Below are 22,160 nucleotides of genomic sequence, written 5' to 3'. Positions count from 1 at the left end.
CGCAACGTACAACGCCGACGCGCTGACCGAGGACCTGTCGGACGCAGTACCCGCAACCCCGGCCGCCCCGCAGGCCGTCCCTGCAGAGAAGCCCCGCGTGGAAACCCAGCAGGATCTCAGCGCGGAGATCAAGGCCCTCGGAGACGCCTACGCCCGGGCTCTGAAGGACGGTGCGGAGCCGGAAACCCAGCCGCGCCTGGACTTCCCGCCCTACCGCAGCAGCCTCCTGCGCCACCCCACCAAGAGCCTGCACCACGCGGACCCGGAAACCATCGAGCTGTACTCCCCGGCGTTCGGCCACCAGGACGTCCACGCCCTGGAGTCGGACCTGACCATCCAGCACAACGGTGAGCCCCAGGGCGAACGCATCATCGTCGCCGGCCGCGTGCTGGACGGCGACGGCCGGCCGGTTGCCGGCCAGCTGGTGGAGATCTGGCAGGCCAACTCCTCCGGCCGCTACATCCACAAGCGCGACCAGCACCCGGCGCCGCTGGACCCCAACTTCACGGGCGTGGGCCGCTGCATCACCGGCCCGGACGGCTCCTACCGCTTCACCACCATCAAGCCGGGCGCCTACCCGTGGAAGAACCACCTCAACGCCTGGCGTCCCGCGCACATCCACTTCTCCCTGTTCGGCACGGAGTTCACGCAGCGGATCGTCACGCAGATGTATTTCCCGGGTGACCAGCTCTTCCCGCTGGACCCGATCTACCAGTCGATCCTGGACCAGGATGCCCGTGACCGCCTCGTGGCTACCTACGACCACGACCTGACCCAGCCGGAATGGGCGCTGGGCTACAACTGGGACATCATCCTGACGGGCTCCAAGCGGACCTGGACCGAGAACGAGGCGCTGGGCGCGGAAGGCGACGACCATGAGTAACTCCACCAAGCTTGTTCCCACCCCGGGCCAGACTGTAGGCCCGTTCTACGGCTACGCCCTGCCCTACGACAAGGACCGCGAGCTGCTGGCCCCCGGCTCGCCGGGATCCATCCGCCTCCAGGGCACCGTCTACGACGGCGCCGGGCACGCCATCCCCGACGCCATCCTCGAGATCTGGCAGCCGGACTCCGAGGGCAACATCGTGCACCGGACCGGTTCGCTGGTCCGCGACGGCTACACCTTCACCGGCTTCGGCCGCAGCGCCGTGGGCAACTCCGGCGTCTACACCTTCACCACGGTGAACCCCGGCCCCACCGAACCCGGCGCAGCGGCCTTCATTTCCGTCGCGATTTTCGCCCGCGGCCTGATGAACCGCCTCTTCACCCGCATTTACCTGCCGGAGAACGAGGAGGCGCTGGCGAATGACCCGCTGCTCTCCTCGCTGGACCCCGAACGCCGCAAGACGCTGATCGCACGCCGCGACGCCGACGGCGGGCTCACCTGGGACATCCGCCTGCAGGGCGAGGGCGAAACCGTCTTCCTCGACTTCGAGGGAACCGGAACCGGGGGCGCCGCAAAATGACCGGCTTCCAGGCAGCGGGCGCCGGCGGGCTTCACATTGTCGAGGGGCTTCACAGTGCCGCCGGGCTCGGCGACGTCGGACTGCTCAGCCCTGTGTCGGCGTTGCCCCTCGTGGCGGCACTGACCGGTGACCGGGCCGTCCTCGGGGCGATTCTCGCCGTCGAGGCCGGCTGGGCCGCGGTGCTGGAGCAGCATGACCTCGCTCCCGCCGGGTCCGCTGCCGTGGTGGCCCACGCCGCCGACGCCTCCCGGTACGATCTTGCCGATATCGCCAGGCGCGCCCAGGGCGGCGCAAACCCGGTGATCCCGCTGCTGGCCGATCTCCGGGCCCAGGTCAAGGCGCTGGACACTGCCGGCGCCGGTGTGGGTGCCGCGAAGGCAGTGCACACCTCGCTCACCAGCCAGGACGTGCTGGACACGGCCCTGATGCTGGTGGCGCGCAACACCGTCGCGGCGCTGCTCGCCGACGTGAAAGGCACGACGGCGGCGCTCGCCCGGCTGGCGGAACAGCACGCCGACACGCTGTGCGTCGGCAGGAGCCTGACCCAGCACTCGCTGCCGTTCACGTTCGGGCTTCGGGCGGCGCAGTGGTTCTCCGGCCTGGCGGCCGCGGCACGCCGGCTTGAGTCGCTGGAGCTGCCGGTGCAGTTCGGGGGTGCGGCGGGTACGCTCGCCGCCGGCACTGTGCTGACCTCCAAGGCAAAGCTGACGTCCGGTTCTGGCACGGACCCGTTTGCACTCTCCGACGCGCTGGCCACCCAGTTGGGCCTCGCCGCCGCACCCGCGCCGTGGCACACCAACCGGCTGGCCCTGACGTCGCTCGGCGACGCGGTCGCCTCCGTGATGGACGCGCTCGGCAAGATCGCTGCGGACGTCCTGTTCCTGAGCCGTCCCGAGGTGGCCGAAGTGGCCGAACCGCGCGCCCCCGGCCGCGGAGTGTCCTCGGCGATGCCGCAAAAGCAGAACCCCGTGCTGTCTGTGCTGGTCCGCAGCGCCGCCCTGCAGGCGCCCGGCCTTGCTGCGCAGCTGCACCTTGCCGCGGCCACCTTCAACGACGAACGCCCCGACGGTGCGTGGCACACCGAATGGCCGGCACTGCGCCAGCTGCTCGCACTGGCCCTCGGCGCCGCCGGCCACATGCGGGAACTCGCGGGGGGGCTGCAGGTCTTCCCCGACGGCATGCGGCGGAACCTGGACCTGTCCGGCCCGCTGCTGCTCAGCGAAGGCGTCTCGGCCGCGATGGCACCGCTTCTTCCCGCTGGCGGATCTGGCACCCCCGGAGCCGGCCTGGACGGGAAGCAGCAGCTGCAGGCCATCGTCGACAAGGCGCTGCAGGTACCGCCGGCCGAACAGGCCGCCACCTACCGCCGGCTGTTGCGCGAGGCCGTCCCCGCGGACAGGCTCTCCGACGCCGGGCTGGAGGAGCTGCTCGACCCCGCCAGCTACCTCGGGCAGGCAGCAGAGATCTCGCGGCGGATCCTTGCGGCTTTCCCGGATTTTGCGCTTACTTCAACCGAACCAGACGGAAACGGAGCTTCCCGTGGCTAAACCAGCAGTGAAGGCAGTGCTGCTTTCCCCCCAGCGCGCGCTGGGGGACAAACCGCTCCTGATCGTCGGGCCGTCCCTCGGCACCTCCTCGGTGCTGTGGGCCCAGGTCGGCACGCTCCTGGGCAACGACTTCGACGTCGTCGCCTGGGACCTGCCCGGACACGGTGTCTCTGCCGCCGCCGCCGAAACGTTCAGCGTCGCGGACCTGGCGGACGCCGTCGTCGAACTTGTTGACTCGATCGCCCCCGGCGAGAAGTTCCACTACGCCGGAGTGTCCCTGGGCGGGGCCACCGGCCTGCAGCTGGGCATCAAGCACGGCGACCGGCTCAAGAGCCTCTCCGTGCAGTGCTCCGGCGCCAAGCTCGGCACCCCCGAAGGCTGGCTGGAACGCGCCGAGACTGTCCGCACCCAGGGCACCCCGGTGATGATCCAGGGCTCGGCCGAACGCTGGTTCGCGCCCGGGTTCATGGACCGCGAACCGGAGTTCAGCAGCCGGCTCCTGCACTCCCTGCGCGACGCCGACCGCTTCAGCTATGCCTTCTGCTGCGAGGCACTGGCAGGCTTCGACGTGCGCGACCAGCTCGGCAGCATCACCGTCCCCACGCAGGCGGTGGCGGGTGCGCTGGACGGGGTGGCCCCGCCGTCGTTCGCCGAAGAGGTAGCCGCCGGCATCACCGCCGGTGGCGGCACAGCGTCCGCAGCCACGCTCGAGGGCGTGGCGCACCTGGCGCCCGCCGAGGCACCCGCCCACGTGGCCGAGCTGATGCGGAGCCTCATTTCCTGGACCGAAACCCACGGAGGAGCGAAATGAGCGGCGCCGAAGCTACCGGTACCCAGGCAGCGGGCACCCAGGCTGCAAACGCCCAGGCTGCCGACCCCCGGCGGAACGGCGTGGTCCAGCCGGGCGCCACCAGCCAGGAGATTTACGACGGCGGCATGGTGGTCCGGCGCGAAGTGCTCGGCGACGCGCACGTGGACCGGGCCAACGCCAAGAAGGATACCTTCACCGAGGACTTCCAGGACATGATCACCCGCATCGCATGGGGCGGCATCTGGACCCGGCCGGGCCTGCCGCGCCAGATGCGCTCCGCGGTCACCATCACCGCCATGGTGGCGCACGGGCACTGGGAAGAACTGGCCATGCACATCCGCGCGGCCATCACCAACGGACTGAGCAGGGACGAGATCAAGGAGATCCTGCTGCAGACCGCCATCTACTGCGGGGTCCCCTCCGCCAACACCGCCTTCAAGACAGCCCAGCAGGTCTTCCATGAAATGGACAGCGCCGGGCTCGACAACACCCCCATCCCACCCAACTAGGTAGCAGCAGACGGCGTTCTGAACCCTCATAACGCCCTGAAGTGCTACCCAGTTGGGTCCAGAGAATTCGAGGAATTCATGAACCAGGCTTTTGTTTACGACGCCGTACGCACGCCGTTCGGCAAGTTCGGCTCCGGCCTCGCCGCCGTCCGTCCGGATGACCTTGCAGCGCACGTGATCGGCGAGTCCGTTCGCCGGGCGCCCGGGCTGGATGTGGAGCGAATCGATGAGGTAGTGTTCGGCAACGCCAACGGCGCCGGCGAGGAGAACCGCAACATTGCCCGGATGGGCACGCTGCTGGCCGGACTGCCGGTCTCGATCCCCGGCACCACGGTGAACCGGCTGTGCGGTTCGTCGCTGGACGCGGCGATCATCGCGTCCCGGCAGATCAACGCTGGCGACGCCGATCTGGTCCTGGTGGGCGGGGCGGAATCGATGTCGCGTGCCCCGTGGGTGCTGCCCAAAACGGAGAAGCCGTACCCGGCCGGGGACATGACCCTGGCGTCCACGACGCTGGGCTGGCGTCTGGTGAACAAGGCCATGCCCAAGGAGTGGACCATCTCCCTGGGTGAGGCCACCGAGCGTTTGCGTGAGAAGTACGGTGTGACCCGGGCCCAGCAGGATGAGTTCGCGGCTGCTTCGCACAACCTGTCGGCGGCGGCGTGGGACGAGGGGTTCTACGACAACCTGGTGGCCCCGGTTCCGGGCACGGACCTGGTCCGGGATGAGGGCATCCGCCCGGGTTCGTCGGCGGAGAAGCTGGCCGGGCTGAAGACGGTGTTCCGGCCTGAAGCTGCTGGGGTTGAGGGTGGCACGGTGACTGCGGGTAACGCGTCGCCCCTGTCCGACGGCGCCTCCGCGGCCTGGATCGGCTCCGAGAACGCTTCCTCGATCCTGGGCCTGGAGCCGCTGGCGCGGATCGCCGGGCGCGGCGCGCACGGCAACGACCCACAGTTCTTCGGCTTCGCCCCGGTGGAAGCGGCGAACAAGGCCCTCGCGAAGGCGGGCATCGGCTGGGACCAGGTGGGCGCCGTCGAACTTAACGAGGCGTTCGCCGCGCAGTCCCTGGCGTGCATCAACGCCTGGGGGATCGACCCCTCGATCGTGAACCGGCACGGCGGCGCGATCGCCATGGGCCACCCGCTGGGGGCTTCCGGCACCCGGATCCTGGGCACGCTCGCCCGCAGCCTGCAGGCCTCCGGTGAGCGCTGGGGCGTCGCCGCGATCTGCATCGGCGTCGGCCAGGGCCTGGCCGTCGTACTGGAAAACGTGACTGCTACTACTGGAAAGGCATAGGCGATGCTGAATTTCGTTGACACCGTCAGCGACGCCGTCGCGGCCGTCAAGGACGGCTCCACCGTGATGATCGGCGGGTTCGGCAACGCCGGCCAGCCGTTCGAACTGATCGACGCGCTGCTGGACAGTGGCGCCACGGACCTGACCGTGGTGAACAACAACGCCGGGCAGGGCGACCAGGGCCTCGCTTTGCTGATCAAGGAAGGCCGGGTCCGCAAGATGATCTGCTCCTTCCCGCGGCAGTCCGACTCCTGGCACTTCGACGCGAAGTACAAGGCCGGGCAGATCGAGCTGGAGCTGGTGCCGCAGGGCAACCTGGCCGAACGCATCCGCGCGGCCGGGGCCGGCATCGGCGGGTTCTTCACCCCCACCGGGTACGGCACCATGCTGGCCGAGGGCAAGGAAACCCGCATCATCGACGGCCGCGGGCAGGTGTTCGAAACCCCGATCCACGCCGACGTCGCCCTGATCAAAGCGCTGAAGGCCGACCGCGTCGGGAACCTGATTTACCGCAAGACGGCCCGGAACTTCGGCCCGATCATGGCCGCCGCCGCGAAGCACACGATCGTCCAGGTGTCCGAGATCGTGCCCACCGGTGCCCTGGACCCCGAGAACATCGTGACCCCCGGCATTTACGTCAACAGCATCGTCCGTATTGATTCCAGCGGTGCTGCCGCCGCCGGCACCGCAGAACAGGTGGCCTGAGATGAGCCTTGTAGAAACGTCCATCCGGACGTCCGAAACCCCTTTGGGCCGCGACGACCTCGCCCGGCTCGTGGCCCGCGACATCAAACCGGGATCGTTCGTGAACCTGGGGATCGGGCAGCCGACCCTGGTGTCGAACTACCTGGTGCCTGAGCAGAACATCACGCTCCACACCGAGAACGGCATGCTGGGCATGGGCCCCGTCGCGACCGGGGACCAGATCGATGAGGACCTCATCAACGCCGGCAAGATTCCCGTCACCGAGCTCCCGGGAGCGTCGTACTTCCACCATGCCGACTCGTTCGCGATCATGCGCGGCGGGCACCTGGACATCTGCGTCCTGGGCGCGTTCCAGGTTTCCGCGACCGGTGACCTCGCCAACTGGCACACCGGCGCGCCCGACGCGATCCCGGCCGTGGGTGGCGCAATGGACCTCGCCACCGGGGCCAAGGACGTCTTCGTGATGATGACACTCCTCACCCGCGAAGGCGCCTCCAAGATCGTGGAAGCCTGCACCTACCCCCTCACCGGCGTCGGCTGCGTCACCCGCGTCTACACCGACAAGGCCGTATTCCTCACCGGCCCCGACGGCGTGAAGGTCCGCGAAACCTTCGGCTGCACCCTCGAGGAACTCCAGGCCCTGGTCCCCGTCCCCCTCACAGCAGCCCCCGCCGTCGAGCAGTAACCCGCGTTTCCTTCCGCCTCCCAGCGCGAACGGACACTTGGGCCCCAGGCGCAGGGCCGGAAGTGTCCGTTCGCGCTTTGCGGCGGGGCCGGAAGTGTCCGTTCGCGCCGATTAGGATTGGTAACCATGACCGACGCAGCAGCAGGGACCACGCCTCGGGCGGGCCGCCCGCCAAAGGACGGGGCGTCGCCGGCGGCCAGTGACCAGTACGTGCAGTCGCTCGCGCGCGGGCTGGCGGTGATCCGCGCGTTCGACACCGAACATGCCGACATGACGCTCACCGAGGTGGCTGCCCGCACGGATCTCACACGCGCCACAGCGCGGCGTTTCCTGCACACGCTCGTGGAGCTCGGTTACGTCCGGACCGACGGCAAGACCTTCGCACTCACGGCCCAGGTGCTGCAGCTCGGCTACGCCTACCTCTCCGGGCTCTCGCTGCCACAGCTGGCGCAGCCACACCTGGAGGAGCTGTCCCTGAAGCTGGGGGAATCGACGTCCGCAGCGGTGCTGGACGGGACCGACATCGCCTACATAGCCAGAGTCACCACCCGCCGGATCATGACCATCGGCATCACTGTGGGGACCAGGTTCCCCGCGTATGCGACGTCGATGGGCAGGGTGCTGCTCGCCGGGCTTCCGCCGGAGCAGCTGAAGGAATACCTGTCCGCGGCGGAGATCAAGCCCCTCACCCCGCGCGCGATCGGCACGGTGAAGGACCTTTTGGCCGTCCTCGACAAAGTCCGGGCCCAAGGCTGGTGCCTGCTGGACCAGGAGTTGGAGCTTGGGCTGATGTCCGTGGCCGCGCCTGTTTACCACGGCCCGAAGGTGGTGGCGGCCGTCAACGTATCTCTGCAGGCCCAGTCTGTCGCCGCCAAGCCGGATCCCGAGGCCTACCTCGAATCCGTGCGGAAGGAAATCGTGGCCACGGCAGAACGGATTTCGTCGGACTTCTCGAGCGGGCGGTAGCTGTACTAACCCGGTTGGTTGGTGGCGCGGCGGAGGATCTGCGCCTTCCCACAATGGAGCTCAGAGAAACCAGCCGTGAGCTCATTCGTGTTGGGGTCGTGAGCGGAAGTAGTGGTTGCGGCGGGGTTTTCGGTGGGGGTCGAGTTCTGGTGGGGGTTTGAACCAGGGGACGTCGTTGGTGACTTCGATGGTCCAGTGTTCTTTGTGGATGAGGTGGTGATGGTGGCTGCAGAGCAGGACGCCGTTGCCGGTGCTGGTGGTTCCGCCCCGGGACCAGTAGGTGATGTGGTGGGCTTCGCACCAGGGGGCGGGGATGGTGCAGCCCGGGAACGCGCAGCCCTGGTCCCGGGCCGTGATGGCTTTACGGATGTGGGGCGGGAAGACCCGGGAGGCGCGGCCGATGTCCAGGATCCGGCCTTCGCTGCCGAGGACGACGGGGATGATGTCGGCGTCGCAGGCGATTTTGCGGATCGTGGCCGGGTTCACCGGGCCGCCGTACGCGAACAGGGCGGTGCCGTCGCAGGTCCGGCCGGTGTAGCCCGGCCGGGGACCCTGCGCGCCCTGGGACCACTGGCCGCCTTGGGCCCAGTCAGCCGGCGGTGCGCCCCACTGCGCGCCCTGTCGGTGCTGGAGTTCGGCGAGGAGGTCGCGGTAGTTGATGGTGACCAGGATCTGGGGCCGGTGGCCGCCGTTGGCGGGCAAGGTGTCGGTGGTGAGGGCGGTTTGGCAGGCGCCGACGAGCCCGTCCAGCCTCTTCTGGCCCTGGGACCGGTGATCCAAAGGGATCTCCGGGACGCCCGAGGTATCCCAGCCGGCCAGGCCACCCCGTTCACCGGCCCCGTCACCAGCGGTCCTGTCACCACCGGTCCGGTCGCCACCGGTTCCGGCGGCATCTGCCCCGTCACTGCCGGTCCTAGCAGTGCCGTCCCCGGTTGCGTCAGTGCTGGTTGCGTCAGTGCCGGGTGCCGGGGTGCGGGGGTTGGTGGCGGTGTTCATGACGGTGGTGAGGGTTTCGAATTGTTCGGCGGGGCGAAAATTTCCAGGTGTTGCAGGCCGTGTTTGGGGCGGCGGATGAAGGCGCCCTGGATGTGGCGGAGGGCCGGTTCGGAGGGTTCGGTCCCGTCCTGGTCGATCGCCTCGGCCCAGTGTTTGGTGACCCGGGTCAGAAAGTCGCCGTCGCTTTCGACGGCGGTTTGGGTCAGGGCGTGTTCCATCTCGGTGGTGAGGGCCGGGGTGGTGAGATGCCGGGCCCGGTCCAGGGCCAGGGTGATGGTGGTCCCGGCGCGGGAGCTGATCTGGGCGGTGCTGACCGCGGCGGCGAGTTCTTCGTAGCGGGGCGGGAGCTGCTGGCCGCCGAAACCGGCCCGGGGCAGCACGGCGCCGGCCAGGGAGAGCCGGCGGCGGGCTTCGGTGGCCGGGATCCGCAGCCTGGCCTGCAGGAACTCGACAGTGTTGCGGGACCCGTCATCCCCCGGACCCGGGTCCCCTGAGACGGCAGCGGTCGGGTCGAGGGGTGACGTCGCGCCGGTGAGGGCCTCGGTGCGGGCACGGTCCACCGCGCATGCGGCCACCACCTGCAGAAACTCCACGTGACGGGAGAGCTGCTCGACCCGGCCCGCGAAATCCGCGGCCTGCCCGAAACCCCACAACGCCGTGTCTCCGGCGGTGATCGCGTTCGACGACAGCACAGTAATGCAGTGGTCCACCACGTCCGCCGCAGCAGGAAGGCTCTGAAGGGCGTTGGCGCCGGCGGCAGCCAACCCACCGGCCGTAGCGAACCCACCGGCACCGGGCCCTAAGGCCCGGCCTGCGGTGAATCCCCCAATGGCTTCCATGGAACCAGTCTGATCAGGGGGTCTGACATTATTAGTCCCGCCGGCCGAGGCCCCCAAAGTTTTTTCGCGGACGACCCGAAGCAGCAGTCCAAAGCGAACCCGACGGGTCACCCTCCCGCCGCGCGCCCTTGGGCCATAGACTCTAGCCAACTACGTGTAGCAGCGCCGCTCCGTCATTCGGCCGAAAAGGTCCGGAAACTCCAGGGGAGCAGAAGCGCCGCTGCACCCGTTGGAAGGAAGTGGCGGGTGAAGCTGGGCATAGCGCGGGAGCGCCGGGAAGGCGAGCGGCGGGTCGCTGCGACGCCGGAAACCGTCAAGCAGCTGGCCGGACTGGGCCTGGAGGTGCTGGTCGAATCCCGGGCCGGCGTCTCCGCCGGGCATGCCGACGATGAATACCGCGAGGCAGGCGCCCAGATCGTTGCGGACATCGATCCCGCCCTGCTGGACATCCTCGCCCATGTCCGCCCGCTGGAACTCCCGACGGCGACAGCCCTGAAGCGCGGCGCCGTCACCGTGGGATTGGCCTCGCCGTCGTCCGAACTCGCCACCGTCAGGGTGCTCGCCGAACGTGGGGTCACGTCCTTCGCGCTGGAACTCGTGCCGCGCATTTCCCGTGCCCAGTCCATGGACGCCCTCTCCTCGCAGGCCCTCGTGGCTGGCTACCGCTGTGTCCTCGAAGCTGCCATCCGCCTGCCCCGCTTCTTCCCGCTGTACATGACCGCCGCGGGAACCGTGCCGCCCGCGCGGGTGCTGGTGCTCGGCGTCGGTGTGGCCGGGCTGCAGGCGATCGGAACGGCGAAGCGGCTCGGAGCCCGGGTCTCCGCGAACGACATCCGGCCGTCCTCCGCTGAGGAGGTCACGTCCATGGGCGGCACCTTCATCAAACTGGATCTGGAGACGGCGGAGGCGGCCGGCGGATACGCCCGCGAGCTCAGCGCCGACCGCGGCGCCCTGCAGCGGCAGCTGCTGGCGCCGCACGTCGCCGGTTCCGACGTGTTGATCACGACGGCGGCCGTCCCCGGCAGGCATGCCCCACTCCTGGTGACCCGCGAGATGGTGCAGGGCATGCGCCCCGGGTCCGTCGTCGTCGACCTCGCCGCGGAATCCGGCGGCAACGTCGAGGGGTCCGTTCCCGGCCGGGACGTCCACGTCCCCACCGCCGACGGAAAGGGGACCGTCACCGTCGTCGGCCTTAAGGACGCGCCGTCCGCCATGCCCACGGACGCCTCCAGGCTCTACGCGAAGAACGTCGCCAACCTGCTGGCCCTGATGACCCGCGACGGGACAGTGGTCCCGGATTTCGACGACGACGTCATAGCAGGCGCCTGCCTGACGCACGACGGCGTGGTGCGGCATCCGCCGACAGCGGAGGCTCTTGCGGCGCTCACGGGGGAGAACGCGCCCGGTGACGCAAGGGCGGACGCATCAGCGGACGCGCCGGGGGACACGCCGGGGGACACCGCCGACGAAACGGGCACTGCCGGCGAAACGGACAACGACCTCGCCGACGAGCTGGCGAAGGGGCCAGTGAAGGCGTCGGAAAACGAAGGGGTGGTCTGATGGACGGTATCAGCCTGCTGACCATCACCGTGCTTGCGGTGTTTGTCGGCTTCGAGGTGGTGTCGAAGGTGTCCAGCACGCTGCATACGCCGCTGATGTCGGGTGCGAACGCCATTCACGGGATCATCCTGGTGGGTGCCATCATCGTCGCCGGGCAGGCCACGCACCCCTGGGTGCTCGCGGTGGCGCTGCTGGCGGTGGTCCTCGCCACAGCCAACCTGGTGGGCGGCTTTGTGGTGACGGACCGCATGCTCGAGATGTTCCGCGGCCGTAAGGAAAAACCGGCCAAGCCGGCCCCCAAGGTTGGAGCTCCGGGGCCTGGCGTCCCCCAGCGTGAAACCAAGGAGAACACGGAGGCCACGCGGTGATCCTTCTCGACCCCAACGTCACCGCCCTGCTCTACCTTGCAGCCGCCGTCTTCTTCATCCTGGCGCTGAAGGGCCTGAATTCCCCGCGTACCGCCCGCCGCGGCAATCTCATCGGCGCCTTCGGTGCGCTGGTCGCCGTCGTGACCGTCTTTTTCTCGACCAGGCTGGACAACGTCCCCCTGATCCTCGGCGCCATTGCCGTCGGTTCCGGTGTGGCCGCCCCCGTGGCCAGGCGTGTCAAGATGACCCAGATGCCCCAGCTCGTCGCCCTCTTCAACGGGGTGGGCGGCGGCGCCGCCGCCCTCGTGGCGCTGCTGGAACTGCCGCATGCGGAGGACGCCTGGGTGCGCGTCGCCGTCGTCTTCACCCTCCTGGTGGGGGCGGTGTCCTTCGCCGGCTCAGCCGTGACGTTCGCGAAGCTGCAGGAGCTCATGACCACCCGCCCCGTGGTGTTCCCCGGCCTGCCGGTGCTCATGGGTGCGGTGCTGCTCGCCGCTGTCGGTGCCGCCGCCGCCGTCGTGATGGGCGGGTCGCTCGTGCTGGCGCTGCTGCTCCTGCTGCTGGGCCTGGTGGCAGGCGTGCTGCTGGTGCTGCCGGTGGGCGGCGCCGATGTGCCCATCGTCATCTCGCTGCTCAACGCGTTCACCGGCCTCGCCGTTGCCGCGTCCGGCCTGGTGCTGGGGAACGTGCTCCTGGTGGTGGCCGGGACTCTGGTGGGGGCATCGGGCACCATCCTCACCCGGGCGATGGCCGCGGCCATGGGCCGCAGCGTGGCCGGCATCCTGTTCGGCGCGTTCCGGGGAAGTTCGACGGCGGGCTCCACCGTCATGAGCGACCGTCCGGTCCGCTCGTCCAGCCCGGAGGACGTGGCCGTCCTGCTGGGCTACGCGCAGCACGTGATCATCGTACCCGGCTACGGCCTGGCCGTGGCGCAGGGACAGCACACCGCGGCAGAGCTGGCTCAGGCCCTGGAATCCCGGGGAATCCGGGTGGACTTCGCCATTCACCCCGTGGCGGGACGCATGCCCGGGCACATGAACGTGCTCCTCGCCGAGGCCAATGTGCCCTACGAATCGCTCAAGGAAATGGGCGAGATCAACTCCGAGTTCCGCACTGCAGACGTGGCGCTGGTGGTGGGCGCGAACGACGTCGTGAACCCCGCCGCGAAGACCACCGCCGGTTCGCCGATCTACGGGATGCCGATCCTCGAGGTGGCCGACGCGCGGCAGGTGGTGTTCCTCAAGCGCTCGATGCGGCCAGGGTTCGCCGGGATTGAGAACGACCTCATGTTCGAGCCGCAGACCACGCTGCTGTTCGGCGACGCGAAGGAGTCCCTGACGAAGGTGCTGGGCGCGGTGAAGGCCCTGTAAAGTGGGGCCTTCGGGGACCGTCTACCCTGGTTCCTGCAGTTCCGCCTCCGCCCCCGGCCGTTACCGAAATGTGACTTTGCTGCGGGAGTGCGATAGCCTCGGCCGGTGCCCTGGTTCCGCTCAGGGCATTCCCGGGCAGAATGCCGAGCCCTGCCGCTGACCGGGATCCGTTCGCTACGACCAACAGGCAGGGACGGGGGAACCACCTTTTTACCGGTCTTGCGAGTCAAGGCCTAGGGGTTAAGTCCAGAAGCTCCGCCTGGCGGCGGGCAGGACCGGGTGACTCCCATCCGAACCCGACAGCTCACCCCGCAGGCATGGGAGAGGCACATCAACCATGTCACGTAAGTTCACGCCCGCGCGCCATCGCGCTACCCCGACGACGTCCATCGCCCTGCAGGGCCTGTCGTATTCCCTCAAGTCCAACGCCGCCTCGGTTGCCAAACCGGCGGCCGCAGCCGCCGTCGCTTCCGGTCTTCTCTTCGGCGCCGGGGCGCCCGCCCACGCAGGGGCCTACGCCCCCGAGACGCCGGACGCCGCTGCCCAGTCTGTGGCTGGCCAGGCGCTCGCTGCCCCCGCCGCCGCTGGCCGGGCGCTGGCCGCCCCGGCCACACCGGCAGCCCCGGCCCCGGCAGGCGGCGGATCTGCTGTTGCCGGTGCGTCGCACACCGTTGAGCCCGGCGACACCCTTGGTGCCATCGCAGCACGCCACGGTGTCAGCCTCGATGCTCTTCTGGCAGAGAATGGCCTGTCGCTGGCCTCGGTCATTTACCCCGGCGACCAGATCTTCATCCCCGGGCCGGGCGCAGCTGCAGCTCCCGCAGTACCTGCAGCTCCGGCAGCTCCCGCGGTACCCGAGGTTCCTGCCGCGCCGGCAGCCCCTGCGGCTCCGGCCGTCCCCGAGCCGACCGGCATGGGGATCTACAACGCCTCCGCGTCGATAACGCCGGCAGCAACCGCTCCGGCAGCCAGCGGCGCCGGCGCAGCCATTGTGGCCTCCGCCCGGGCGCAGCTCGGTGCCACCCAGGACTGCACCGTCCTGGTGGAGCAGGCCCTGCGCTCCGTCGGCAAGTCCGTCGGCGACCTCGCGCCCGCGCAGTTCCACCAGTACGGCACTCCGGTTTCGGCCCCGCAGCCCGGGGACCTGATTATCAGCGCGGGACACGTCGGCGTCTACATCGGTGGCGGGCAGGCCATCAGCAGCGGCATGAACGGTGTCAATGAAACCATCGTGCACCCGGCCTCCTGGCTCACCGGCTCGACTTACGTGCGGGTGAACGCCTAACAGGCGGAACGGTTTACACAGCAGCGGCGGGTGCATCGGCACCCGCCGCTGCTGCGTTTGGTGGCAGTTTGGAATGCCGCTGAGCTTGTTCCGCGCCCGCCGCGCGGTTCCGTAAGGGTCGTCGGCGACCGAAACAAAAGTCACTTCCACGCAACAATCGTTGACCTATGGATACCGGGACGGTTAACTGATGCCCTGACCGGATGTGAGGTGGGACACGTCACGGCCGAAACTTTGCAAGCAACGCCGAGAGTGAGTTCCCGTGGACCTAATCACCACCGCCGAGGTTGAGGCAGCAGCGAAGAGGCTGATGACCGCCTTCGCGGCCACCAACACAGACGACTACTTCGACTGTTTCGCGCCTGACGCGACCTTCGTCTTCCATTCCGAACCGGACCGCCTCACCTCGCGCGGGGAATACCGCGCCCTGTGGCAGAACTGGCTCGACGATGGTTGGCAGGTCGCAGCGTGCACCAGCTCTAATCCGCATATCCAGATCGCCGGCCCATGCGCCGTTTTCAGCCATGATGTCGAGACAGTCATCGACGCCGCCGGCACCAAAGAGACCCTTCACGAGAGGGAGACCATCATTTTCACCAGGACGGAGTCTGGCAGCGTGCTCGCCGTTCACGAGCATCTCTCTCCGTCGCCTGCTAGCCCGAAGGCAATCTCATGACAAACGAACCCAAAGCCCCCGCCGTGACCGAGGTCGAACAGCATGGCATCGAACCGATTCCCGCTGCCGACAGGACCGCAAAACCGCTGGATCTGTTCCGTCTCGTGTTCGGCGGCGCGAACACATTCGCCACGGTAGTTCTGGGGTCGTTTCCCATCCTCTTTGGGCTGTCCTTCAAGGACGCACTGGTGGCCACGGTCCTGGGTGTGGTGGTTGGCGGCCTGATACTTTGCCCAATGGCCGTTTTCGGCCCGACCAACGGAATGAACAATGCCGTTTCGTCGTCCGGGCACCTGGGCGTGCACGGCCGTGTGGTGGGATCCTTCCTGTCACTCCTGACGGCCTTCGCTTTCTTCTCCATCTCCGTGTGGAGTTCAGGGGACGCGCTCGTAGGGGGCGCGAACCGCCTGGTGGGCCTGCCCCAAAACGCCGTGACGCTAAGCCTCGCCTACGGCGTCTTTGCTGTCCTGATCCTGACCGTGTGCATCTACGGGTTCCGTTTCATGCTTTGGGTCAACAAGATCGCGGTGGTCGCTGCGTCCCTGCTTTTCCTGCTCGGAATCGTTGCTTTCGCGGGTACGTTCGACGCGTCGTACGCCGGGACCTTCGGGCAGGGAGCGGATGCAACCACTAACGCGCTCTTCTGGCCGTCCTTCATCGGATCGGCACTGATCGTCATGTCCAACCCGATCTCGTTCGGCGCGTTCCTGGGCGACTGGTCCCGGTACATCCCGGCTGAGACGCCCAAGCGAAAGGTCATGGCCGCTGCCTTTCTGGCCCAGGTGGCTACCCTCGTGCCCTTTGGCTTCGGGCTGGTCACGGCGACCATCATTGCAACGGAGGCGCCGGCGTTCTTTGAAAACTCCGACTACGTCGGCGGGCTCCTGGCCGTCTCCCCTGCCTGGTATTTTCTGCCGGTGTGCCTCATTGCCCTGGTAGGCGGAATGTCCACCGGCACCACCGCGCTTTACGGAACAGGCCTCGACTTCTCCAGCGTCTTTCCCAGGTTCTCCCGCGTCCAGGCCACGTTGTTCATCGGGTCCATCGCCATCGTCTTCATCTTTGTGGGCCGCTTCGCTTTTAACATTGTGCAGAGCATCTCCACGTTCGCGGTGCTCATCATCACCTGTACCGCGCCGTGGATGATCATGATGATGATCGGCTACATGACCCGGCGGGGCTGGTACGACGCCGACTCCCTCCAGGTTTTCAACCGCCGCCAGGTGGGTGGCCGCTACTGGTTCAACCGCGGGTGGAACTGGCGCGCGATGGGCGTCTGGATCTTCTCGGCGGTCATGGGAATCATGTTCGTGAACGTTCCAAACCAGTTCGTCGGTGCTCTCGGCAACCTCGCCGCGGGAGTGGACCTGAGCATCCCTGTTTCGATTGGCCTGGCTGCAGTTCTTTACCCCGCGGTGCTGTGGCTCTTCCCGGAACCCGCGGACGCATTTGGCCCGGCGGGGCCAAGGTTCGTCAGGGCAGCGGCCCCGAAGAACATCCCGATCGTTGATGAGAAGAAAGATCTCGAGTCCGTGCTGTCCTAAAGGCCCCGCCGCACCGAAACTGGATCCACCGAAACTAGTTCCGGTGCGGCGGCAGGGTTTGCGCGGCGCGGACGACGGCGTTCGTCACCTCCGCGAGGCCCGGCGAGTCCAGCGTCCACACCTGCCAGAAGAGCCTCAGGTCCTCGCTCCACCCCGGGTCGAGCTCTACCAGCGTGTTCTCGGGGTCCTGTTGGTCAGGCACCATGCCCCAGCCCAGGCCCGCGTGAATCGACTCGACGAACTGAACTGAATCGGGAATAAAGTGCTGCGGGGGCGTGGCGTCCGGCGCGACGCGCGCGAGAGCAGCGAGCTGGTGCGTGTCCTTCCGGTCGTACTGCATGACGGGGGCGGCGGCGAGGGCCTCCGGCGTGGGGCCGTCCGGGAACCAGCGGGCCGCGAAATCGCGTGACGCCTTGGCCCGGTACACCATGGTGCCGAGCGGCCGGAGGGTGCACCCCTGCACCGGCCGGGGATCCGCGGTGATTGCTCCGACGGCGTCGCCGGACCGCAGCAGGTCGGCTGTCGAGTGTTCGTCGTCGCGCAAGAGCTCGAGGGCCACGCGGCCGCCGAGTGCGATCTCCCGGTAGGCCGCCGGCAGCCACGTCGCGATGGAGTCCGCGTTGGCCACAATGGGAACCCGCAGCCGGTCGGCGCTGGGCGGCGCACCGCCGGCTTCCCCCTCTGCGGGCCCGGTCCCGCGGAGGGCGAGGACCGCCTCGTCGGCGAGGAGCAGGAGTTGGCGCGCGGAGCGGAGGAGCTGTTCGCCCGCAGGCGTTGGGCGAACAGGCTTGAGGCGCCGCACCAGCACACTGCCCACGGAGCGTTCGAGCGCCTTGATGCGCTGGCTAACGGCCGAGGGAGTGAGGCGGAGTTCCCCCGCGGCGGCGTCGAAGGTCTCGTGGTCGACGACGGCGGCAAGGGCTCTGAGCTGGGCGAGTTCCATGAAGAAATTCTAATGCAAATGCAGAAAAAGTGAATTGCTTTTCAGATTTTCGAACCGTACCTTCGAAGAATGCTTCCCTTCCTCACCGGCCTAGGAGCCGGCCTCAGCCTGATTGTCGCCATCGGAGCGCAGAACGCATTCGTCTTGCGGCAGGGCCTCAAGCGTGAGGGTGTCCTGCCGGTCGTCCTGGTGTGCCTCCTCAGCGACGCGCTCCTGATTCTCGCCGGCGTCGCGGGAATCGGCGCGCTCATCCAGGGCGCACCGGTCCTGCTCGCGGTGGTGCGCTGGTTCGGTGTCGCGTTCCTTCTCGCCTACGCCGTTTTCGCCGCACGGCGCGCCTTGCGCCCCGGGACCCTAAAGGCGGCGGATTCTCCCGGCAAGGGAACTGTCTGGTCGGCTGTACTCACCGCCGCTGCCATCACCTGGCTCAACCCCCACGTGTACCTTGACACGCTGGTGCTGCTGGGCTCGCTCGCCAACGCCCACGGTGGTTCCGGGAAGTGGCTCTTCGGGGCCGGGGCCGCCGTCGGCAGCGCCCTCTGGTTTCCCCTGATCGGCTACGGGGCGCGCGGACTCAGCGGCTTTTTCGCGCGGCCGGCGTCGTGGCGCATCCTCGACGGCGGCGTCGCCCTGCTCATGCTTACCCTGGCCGTCGTCCTGGCAACCGGGCACTGACGCTCGCAACGAAAGACCGACGGCGGCGTTGCCGGCAGCCGCGGCGCCTCCGTTATCCGCTGTCCCCAGCCATCCGGTCGAGTATCCCGGCGATGATGTCCAGTGCACGGGCAAGCTGCAGATCGGTCGGGGCGCCGTATCCGATGACGAGGCCGTTTTCCGGTGGTCGTTCTGAAAAATAGCTCGCCAATGTCGCAAGCCGCACCCCCAGCCCCAGCGCTTCCTCGGCCACACGCTCGGCAGGAACGTTCGGCTGAAGTCGGATGACGGCGTGCAGGCCGCCGTCCAAGGCCGCCAAGTGGACGTCTGCCCGTTCTCCGAGCCGGTGGAGCAGCAGTTCGCGGCGGTGCGTGTACTGGCGCCGCGCCCGGGCGATGTGCCGTGCGAGGCCTCCGCCCGCAATGTAATGGGCGAGGGCAGACTGCAGTACCCCGGAAACAGGTGTGCCGAGGTCAAGCCGTGCATCCTTGAGGCGCTGCCCGGAGGTGCCGCGAACCACAAGGTAGCCGCACCGCAGCCACGGGCTCAGCGACTTTGAGAAGGTGCCCACCAGGACGACTTCGGCAGCGGAGGGCAGCGAGGCCAAGGCGGGCAGGGGCATCCGCCGGTGCCGGAATTCACTGTCATAGTCGTCCTCGAGGATGACCACCCGGTTGGCTTCAGCCCAGGCCAGCAGAGCCAGCCTTTCCTTCACCGGCATCCGGCCGCCCAGGGGGTACTGGTGGCTGGGAGTTACCAGGATGGCGTCAGGGCGGGGATCGATGGCCGCAAGCTGTGCCGCTTCCAGCCCGTCGTCGGCAACCGGAAGGGTTTCCACCGCGGCGCCCGCCGCGGAAAGCACCCGCCTGGCCGTGGGATAGCCGGGGTCCTCCATCAGCACGCGGGGCCGGTCCGCCGCGCCGCGGAGTGCCGTGACGATCAGCTGCAGGGCGTCACTGGTACCGGCTGTGATGACGACGTCGTCAGCACTCACCGTAAGTCCGCGGGACGCGGCGAGGTGCTCGGCCACGGCAGCGCGAAGGCCCGGAGTGCCCAAAATGGCCGGAATCTCCACTTCCACCGGCTCGGCAACGGCCGTCCGCCACGCGGCCCGCCAGTCGCGGTCACGGAACGGCGCGCCGGACGGCCGTCCCGGTGTGAGGTCGATCGTTGCGGTTGGCTCCATGCCGGACACGGCCTGAGTGCCTAGCGGCGCCACGCCCAGGCCGTCGGAGCGTACCGTCACGCGGGTGCCGCCCGAGCCCCGGCTTTCCAGGAACCCTTCGCCGGCAAGCTGCTCATAGGCGCGCACCACCACTCCGCGGGAGACACCAAGCCCGGCGGCAAGTCGCCGCGAAGCCGGCAGGGTGTGCTCCGGCCTCAGGGTTCCGTTAAGGATGGCGTCCCTCAGCCGGACAACCAGCTGGGAGGCAAGCGGAACGCGGCTCTGGTGGTCCAGCACCAGCGGCAGTTCGGCTTCGATCTTGGTCCTCCTGAATCGTGGATTCTTGGATCTATGTTAGGACCAATCCGGCTGTGAGCATGAAGGGAGAAACCTAAGCTGAACTGAAGAGAGGACACGCCTCGTGTTTACCGGCCTTTGTGCTTTTCCCCTGACTCCGCTCGCCGGGGACGACGTCGACGAAACCGCACTGGTTCGGCTGGTTGCGCGGTGCGTCGATGCCGGCGTGGACAACATCAGTGTGCTGGGTTCGACCGGTATCTACACCTATCTGCTGCGCGGGGAACGCCGCAAGGTGGTGGAGGCTGCCGTTGATGCTGCCCAGGGAACTCCGGTGGTGGCGGGTGTCGGCGCCATGCGCACCCGTGACGTGCTGGACTGCGTCGAGGATGCCCAGGCGGCGGGCGCCTCCGGCCTGCTGCTGGCTCCTGTCTCGTATCAGCGGCTCAGCGAGGACGAGGTCTACCGGCTCTACTGCGATGTATCGTCCGCGTCGGATCTGCCGATTGCCGTCTATGACAACCCGGCCACCACAGGGTTCACCTTCTCCGACGAACTCCATGGCCGGATCGCCGAACTTCCCGGCATCGCATCGATCAAGTTCCCGCCCCCGGGTCCGGGTCAGGCCGCCGAACGCATCGCGAGCCTCCGCGCCGCAGTTCCCGGAGGCGTATCCCTGGGCGTCAGCGGCGACTGGGCTGCAGTGGAGGCACTTCTGGCCGGGTGCGACGTTTGGTATTCGGTTATCGCCGGCCTGTTTCCCAAAACCGCCAGGGCGATCGTTGATCTTGCCCACACCGGCCGAGGTGACCAGACCGGCCAGGTTGGCCAGACCGGCCAGGGTGACTTGGCGCTGGAGGCATCTGCGGCGCTGGGACCGGTGTGGGAGCTCTTCCGTACGTACGGAAGCCTGCGCGTCGCTGCCACCATGGCCGAAGTGCTGGGCTTCGTGGAGGCGCCGTGCCTGCCCCGCCCACTGAAAAGCCTCGATGGTGAGGGCCGCACCCGGGTCGAGGAAGCCCTGCGGCTCAGCGGACTGGGTGCCTGAGCAGGTACCGCATGGGCAGCCTGAACCGCGGTACCGCAGAGCAACAAGCACGGGCGGAGCAACAAGCACGAGTGGGACAACAAGCACGGGTAGAGCAAGACGCGCCGACGAAACAGACCCCGGACCTGGCCCCGGCCCGCGGAGGATCGGCCCGCGGAGGATTGGTCCGCTACGTGGCGGCCGCGACGCTGGCACGCACCGCCGACGGCGGAGCGGTGGTGGCAATTGTCCTCATGGCCACAACAAGCGGGGCGCCGGGCTGGCTTGCCGGCCTGCTCGGCGCCTGCATCACCGCGCCGCACCTGCTGGGGCCGCTCGTGGCGCGAAGCCTGGACTCCTGCCGTGACGGGCGCGTCCTGATCGCGTGGGCGTGCGTCGTCCATGGCGCCACGCTGGCGGCCGCCGTGCTGCTGTACCCGGTGACCTGGCCGGCGGTCACCGGCGTTCTGCTGGTGGTTTCGGGGCTGGTCGGGCCGCTGCTGACCGGCGGCATCAGCAGCCGCCTACCGGCGATCGCCGGCCCGGACCAGGTCAGCCAGCGCCGTGCCCAAGGCTGGGATGTGGCCACCTACGGAATCGGAGGGACCATCGGCCCGAGCGTCGTGGCCGCCGTCTCCGCCTGGGCCGGACCCACTGTAGCCGCGCTGATCCTGGCGGCGGCCACCTTCGTGGCTGCCGGCGTCGTTCGACTGCTGCCCCATGTTCCTCCCGCAGCAGTGGCAGCCGAGGTTCCGAGGCCGGTCCAGACCCTGCGGCTCATGGCTGTCTCGGGCCGCCTTCGGAGGATGCTGTACCTGACCATCACGGTGGCGTTCTCCGTGGCTGCCCTTCCCATCGCGGCCGTCGCCTCCACCGCCATGTTCCAGGTCCAGCCAGCAGCCGCCGGCGTCCTGACGGCGGCTTACGGGCTGGGCGGCCTGGCCGGTTCGGCCGGAGTGATGTGCCGCCCGCTGCGGGGCGACGCGGACCGACTGGTGACGCGTCCTCGCGGGATTCGTCGCCGCGGCGCTGGCCGTCGCCGCGTTGTCCGGGTCCTTTGCGCCTGCCGTCGCCGCCTACGCAGTTGCGGGCATCATGAACTCGTACTTCTTCGCGGCGACCCTAGCCGCCCGCAGTGAGTTTGCCCCGCCGCAGGTCCGGGGGCAGGTGTTCGTTTGGGTTGGTGCCCTCAAGATCGCCGCCGGGTCAGCCGGAACAGCCGCGGCCGGCGTCGTCATGACAGGGGAGCCGCAGCTTCCCCTGTTCCTTGCCGCCGCACTCATCCTGGCCAGTGCCGGGGCATCGGTCCTGGACCGCCGCGGAGGCGGCAGGCTGAAGTCGGCAGGCTGAAGACGGCGGGCTGAAGAGGGCGCGCTGAGGGTCGCCGGCCGCGCCGATCGCGCTCGCAAGTATCAGCCGGATTGATCGGGTCGTGCCCCATATTTCGCGAA

Annotated in this window: 23 protein-coding genes and 1 riboswitch; of the genes, 19 read left to right on the top strand and 4 right to left on the bottom strand. The window is 68.5% G+C overall.

Annotated elements, in window-relative coordinates; translation table 11 throughout:
• Positions 1-34 precede the first annotated feature (34 nt).
• The 9 genes from pcaH (at position 35) to QF036_RS00725 (ending at position 7,985) form a co-directional block, all read left to right on the top strand.
• A complete protein-coding gene (gene pcaH, locus QF036_RS00765) occupies positions 35-883 on the top strand; it encodes a protocatechuate 3,4-dioxygenase subunit beta (protein ID WP_373460239.1) in 849 nt (282 codons plus the stop codon).
• The gene (gene pcaG / locus QF036_RS00760; protein ID WP_307098334.1) at positions 876-1,466 is read left to right on the top strand and encodes a protocatechuate 3,4-dioxygenase subunit alpha; all 591 of its coding nucleotides are present in this window, start codon (positions 876-878) and stop codon (positions 1,464-1,466) included. The genes pcaH and pcaG overlap by 8 nt, the downstream gene beginning before the upstream one ends.
• Entirely contained in the window at positions 1,463-3,013 is a 1,551-nt protein-coding gene (locus QF036_RS00755) for a lyase family protein (RefSeq protein ID WP_307098332.1), read from the top strand. The genes pcaG and QF036_RS00755 overlap by 4 nt, the downstream gene beginning before the upstream one ends.
• Positions 3,006-3,824, top strand: coding sequence for an alpha/beta fold hydrolase (locus tag QF036_RS00750; RefSeq protein ID WP_307098330.1), 819 nt, complete (start codon positions 3,006-3,008; stop codon positions 3,822-3,824). The genes QF036_RS00755 and QF036_RS00750 overlap by 8 nt, the downstream gene beginning before the upstream one ends.
• Positions 3,821-4,333, top strand: coding sequence for a 4-carboxymuconolactone decarboxylase (pcaC, locus tag QF036_RS00745; RefSeq protein ID WP_307098328.1), 513 nt, complete (start codon positions 3,821-3,823; stop codon positions 4,331-4,333). The genes QF036_RS00750 and pcaC overlap by 4 nt, the downstream gene beginning before the upstream one ends.
• A 78-nt stretch (positions 4,334-4,411) precedes the next feature.
• Positions 4,412-5,629 (top strand): thiolase family protein, encoded by a 1,218-nt coding sequence (locus QF036_RS00740; RefSeq protein ID WP_307098326.1) that lies wholly within the window; start codon positions 4,412-4,414, stop codon positions 5,627-5,629.
• Positions 5,630-5,632: 3 nt separating this feature from the next.
• Positions 5,633-6,334 (top strand): 3-oxoacid CoA-transferase subunit A, encoded by a 702-nt coding sequence (locus QF036_RS00735; RefSeq protein WP_307098324.1) that lies wholly within the window; start codon positions 5,633-5,635, stop codon positions 6,332-6,334.
• A gap of 1 nt (position 6,335) precedes the next feature.
• Positions 6,336-7,019: a 3-oxoacid CoA-transferase subunit B gene (locus tag QF036_RS00730; protein ID WP_307098322.1), complete on the top strand. Its 684-nt coding sequence runs from the start codon at positions 6,336-6,338 to the stop codon at positions 7,017-7,019.
• Between the two features lie 126 nt (positions 7,020-7,145).
• Positions 7,146-7,985, top strand: coding sequence for an IclR family transcriptional regulator domain-containing protein (locus tag QF036_RS00725; protein ID WP_307098320.1), 840 nt, complete (start codon positions 7,146-7,148; stop codon positions 7,983-7,985).
• Positions 7,986-8,066: 81 nt separating this feature from the next.
• On the opposite strand, the gene QF036_RS00720 is transcribed toward QF036_RS00725, so the two are convergent.
• Positions 8,067-8,981, bottom strand: a complete 915-nt coding sequence (locus tag QF036_RS00720; protein WP_307098317.1) for an HNH endonuclease — start codon at positions 8,979-8,981, stop codon at positions 8,067-8,069.
• Positions 8,978-9,820 carry a DUF222 domain-containing protein gene (locus QF036_RS00715; protein ID WP_307098315.1) on the bottom strand — a complete coding sequence of 281 codons (843 nt, stop codon included), beginning with the start codon at positions 9,818-9,820 and terminating at the stop codon, positions 8,978-8,980. The genes QF036_RS00720 and QF036_RS00715 overlap by 4 nt, the downstream gene beginning before the upstream one ends.
• Positions 9,821-10,066: 246 nt before the next feature.
• On the opposite strand from QF036_RS00715, the gene QF036_RS00710 reads away from it, so the two are divergent.
• The 6 genes from QF036_RS00710 (at position 10,067) to QF036_RS00685 (ending at position 16,623) form a co-directional block, all read left to right on the top strand.
• Entirely contained in the window at positions 10,067-11,380 is a 1,314-nt protein-coding gene (locus tag QF036_RS00710) for a Re/Si-specific NAD(P)(+) transhydrogenase subunit alpha (RefSeq protein ID WP_307098313.1), read from the top strand.
• Positions 11,380-11,748 carry an NAD(P) transhydrogenase subunit alpha gene (locus QF036_RS00705; protein ID WP_307098311.1) on the top strand — a complete coding sequence of 123 codons (369 nt, stop codon included), beginning with the start codon at positions 11,380-11,382 and terminating at the stop codon, positions 11,746-11,748. The genes QF036_RS00710 and QF036_RS00705 overlap by 1 nt, the downstream gene beginning before the upstream one ends.
• On the top strand, positions 11,745-13,118 hold the full coding sequence (locus QF036_RS00700) for an NAD(P)(+) transhydrogenase (Re/Si-specific) subunit beta (protein ID WP_307098309.1): 1,374 nt from the start codon (positions 11,745-11,747) through the stop codon (positions 13,116-13,118). Before QF036_RS00705 ends, QF036_RS00700 begins: the two co-directional genes overlap by 4 nt.
• A 162-nt stretch (positions 13,119-13,280) precedes the next feature.
• A riboswitch (cyclic di-AMP (ydaO/yuaA leader) is annotated at positions 13,281-13,449 on the top strand.
• A 6-nt stretch (positions 13,450-13,455) separates the two neighbouring features.
• Positions 13,456-14,403 carry a C40 family peptidase gene (locus QF036_RS00695; protein ID WP_307098307.1) on the top strand — a complete coding sequence of 316 codons (948 nt, stop codon included), beginning with the start codon at positions 13,456-13,458 and terminating at the stop codon, positions 14,401-14,403.
• 262 nt (positions 14,404-14,665) lie between these two features.
• Positions 14,666-15,079, top strand: coding sequence for a YybH family protein (locus tag QF036_RS00690; protein WP_307098305.1), 414 nt, complete (start codon positions 14,666-14,668; stop codon positions 15,077-15,079).
• Positions 15,076-16,623, top strand: a complete 1,548-nt coding sequence (locus QF036_RS00685; RefSeq protein WP_307098303.1) for a purine-cytosine permease family protein — start codon at positions 15,076-15,078, stop codon at positions 16,621-16,623. Before QF036_RS00690 ends, QF036_RS00685 begins: the two co-directional genes overlap by 4 nt.
• A gap of 34 nt (positions 16,624-16,657) precedes the next feature.
• On the opposite strand, the gene QF036_RS00680 is transcribed toward QF036_RS00685, so the two are convergent.
• Complete coding sequence (locus QF036_RS00680) at positions 16,658-17,566, bottom strand: ArgP/LysG family DNA-binding transcriptional regulator (protein ID WP_307098301.1); 909 nt, start codon at positions 17,564-17,566, stop codon at positions 16,658-16,660.
• Between the two features lie 69 nt (positions 17,567-17,635).
• Here QF036_RS00680 and QF036_RS00675 point away from each other — a divergent pair, with 69 nt between their 5' ends.
• Positions 17,636-18,241, top strand: coding sequence for a LysE/ArgO family amino acid transporter (locus tag QF036_RS00675; protein WP_307098299.1), 606 nt, complete (start codon positions 17,636-17,638; stop codon positions 18,239-18,241).
• A 52-nt stretch (positions 18,242-18,293) separates the two neighbouring features.
• Here the strand turns inward: QF036_RS00675 and pdxR are convergent, their stop codons facing one another.
• A complete protein-coding gene (gene pdxR / locus QF036_RS00670) occupies positions 18,294-19,682 on the bottom strand; it encodes a MocR-like pyridoxine biosynthesis transcription factor PdxR (protein ID WP_307098298.1) in 1,389 nt (462 codons plus the stop codon).
• A 124-nt stretch (positions 19,683-19,806) separates the two neighbouring features.
• Between pdxR and QF036_RS00665 the strand changes: the two genes are divergently transcribed.
• The 3 genes from QF036_RS00665 to QF036_RS00655 all read left to right on the top strand — a co-directional run bounded on the left by QF036_RS00665 (position 19,807) and on the right by QF036_RS00655 (position 22,059).
• Entirely contained in the window at positions 19,807-20,730 is a 924-nt protein-coding gene (locus tag QF036_RS00665) for a dihydrodipicolinate synthase family protein (protein ID WP_307098296.1), read from the top strand.
• Positions 20,731-20,801: 71 nt separating this feature from the next.
• A complete protein-coding gene (locus QF036_RS00660) occupies positions 20,802-21,848 on the top strand; it encodes an MFS transporter (protein ID WP_307098294.1) in 1,047 nt (348 codons plus the stop codon).
• A complete protein-coding gene (locus QF036_RS00655) occupies positions 21,805-22,059 on the top strand; it encodes a hypothetical protein (protein WP_307098292.1) in 255 nt (84 codons plus the stop codon). Before QF036_RS00660 ends, QF036_RS00655 begins: the two co-directional genes overlap by 44 nt.
• The last annotated feature ends 101 nt before the right edge of the window (positions 22,060-22,160 follow it).

It is taken from the genome of Arthrobacter globiformis, assembly GCF_030817195.1.
Taxonomy (GTDB): Bacteria; Actinomycetota; Actinomycetes; order Actinomycetales; family Micrococcaceae; genus Arthrobacter; species Arthrobacter globiformis_D.
This window is presented reverse-complemented; position numbering and strand designations above follow the sequence as displayed.

Coding starts and splice junctions, on each gene's coding strand:
- pcaC (WP_307098328.1), top strand. CDS start 3,821: ATGAGCGGCGCCGAAGCTACCGGTACCCAGGCAGCGGGCACCCAGGCT.
- QF036_RS00730 (WP_307098322.1), top strand. CDS start 6,336: ATGAGCCTTGTAGAAACGTCCATCCGGACGTCCGAAACCCCTTTGGGC.
- QF036_RS00755 (WP_307098332.1), top strand. CDS start 1,463: ATGACCGGCTTCCAGGCAGCGGGCGCCGGCGGGCTTCACATTGTCGAG.
- QF036_RS00695 (WP_307098307.1), top strand. CDS start 13,456: ATGTCACGTAAGTTCACGCCCGCGCGCCATCGCGCTACCCCGACGACG.
- QF036_RS00715 (WP_307098315.1), bottom strand. CDS start 9,820: ATGGAAGCCATTGGGGGATTCACCGCAGGCCGGGCCTTAGGGCCCGGT.
- QF036_RS00735 (WP_307098324.1), top strand. CDS start 5,633: ATGCTGAATTTCGTTGACACCGTCAGCGACGCCGTCGCGGCCGTCAAG.
- pcaG (WP_307098334.1), top strand. CDS start 876: ATGAGTAACTCCACCAAGCTTGTTCCCACCCCGGGCCAGACTGTAGGC.
- QF036_RS00675 (WP_307098299.1), top strand. CDS start 17,636: ATGCTTCCCTTCCTCACCGGCCTAGGAGCCGGCCTCAGCCTGATTGTC.
- QF036_RS00740 (WP_307098326.1), top strand. CDS start 4,412: ATGAACCAGGCTTTTGTTTACGACGCCGTACGCACGCCGTTCGGCAAG.
- QF036_RS00720 (WP_307098317.1), bottom strand. CDS start 8,981: ATGAACACCGCCACCAACCCCCGCACCCCGGCACCCGGCACTGACGCA.
- QF036_RS00685 (WP_307098303.1), top strand. CDS start 15,076: ATGACAAACGAACCCAAAGCCCCCGCCGTGACCGAGGTCGAACAGCAT.
- QF036_RS00680 (WP_307098301.1), bottom strand. CDS start 17,566: ATGGAACTCGCCCAGCTCAGAGCCCTTGCCGCCGTCGTCGACCACGAG.
- QF036_RS00655 (WP_307098292.1), top strand. CDS start 21,805: ATGAACTCGTACTTCTTCGCGGCGACCCTAGCCGCCCGCAGTGAGTTT.
- QF036_RS00705 (WP_307098311.1), top strand. CDS start 11,380: ATGGACGGTATCAGCCTGCTGACCATCACCGTGCTTGCGGTGTTTGTC.
- QF036_RS00725 (WP_307098320.1), top strand. CDS start 7,146: ATGACCGACGCAGCAGCAGGGACCACGCCTCGGGCGGGCCGCCCGCCA.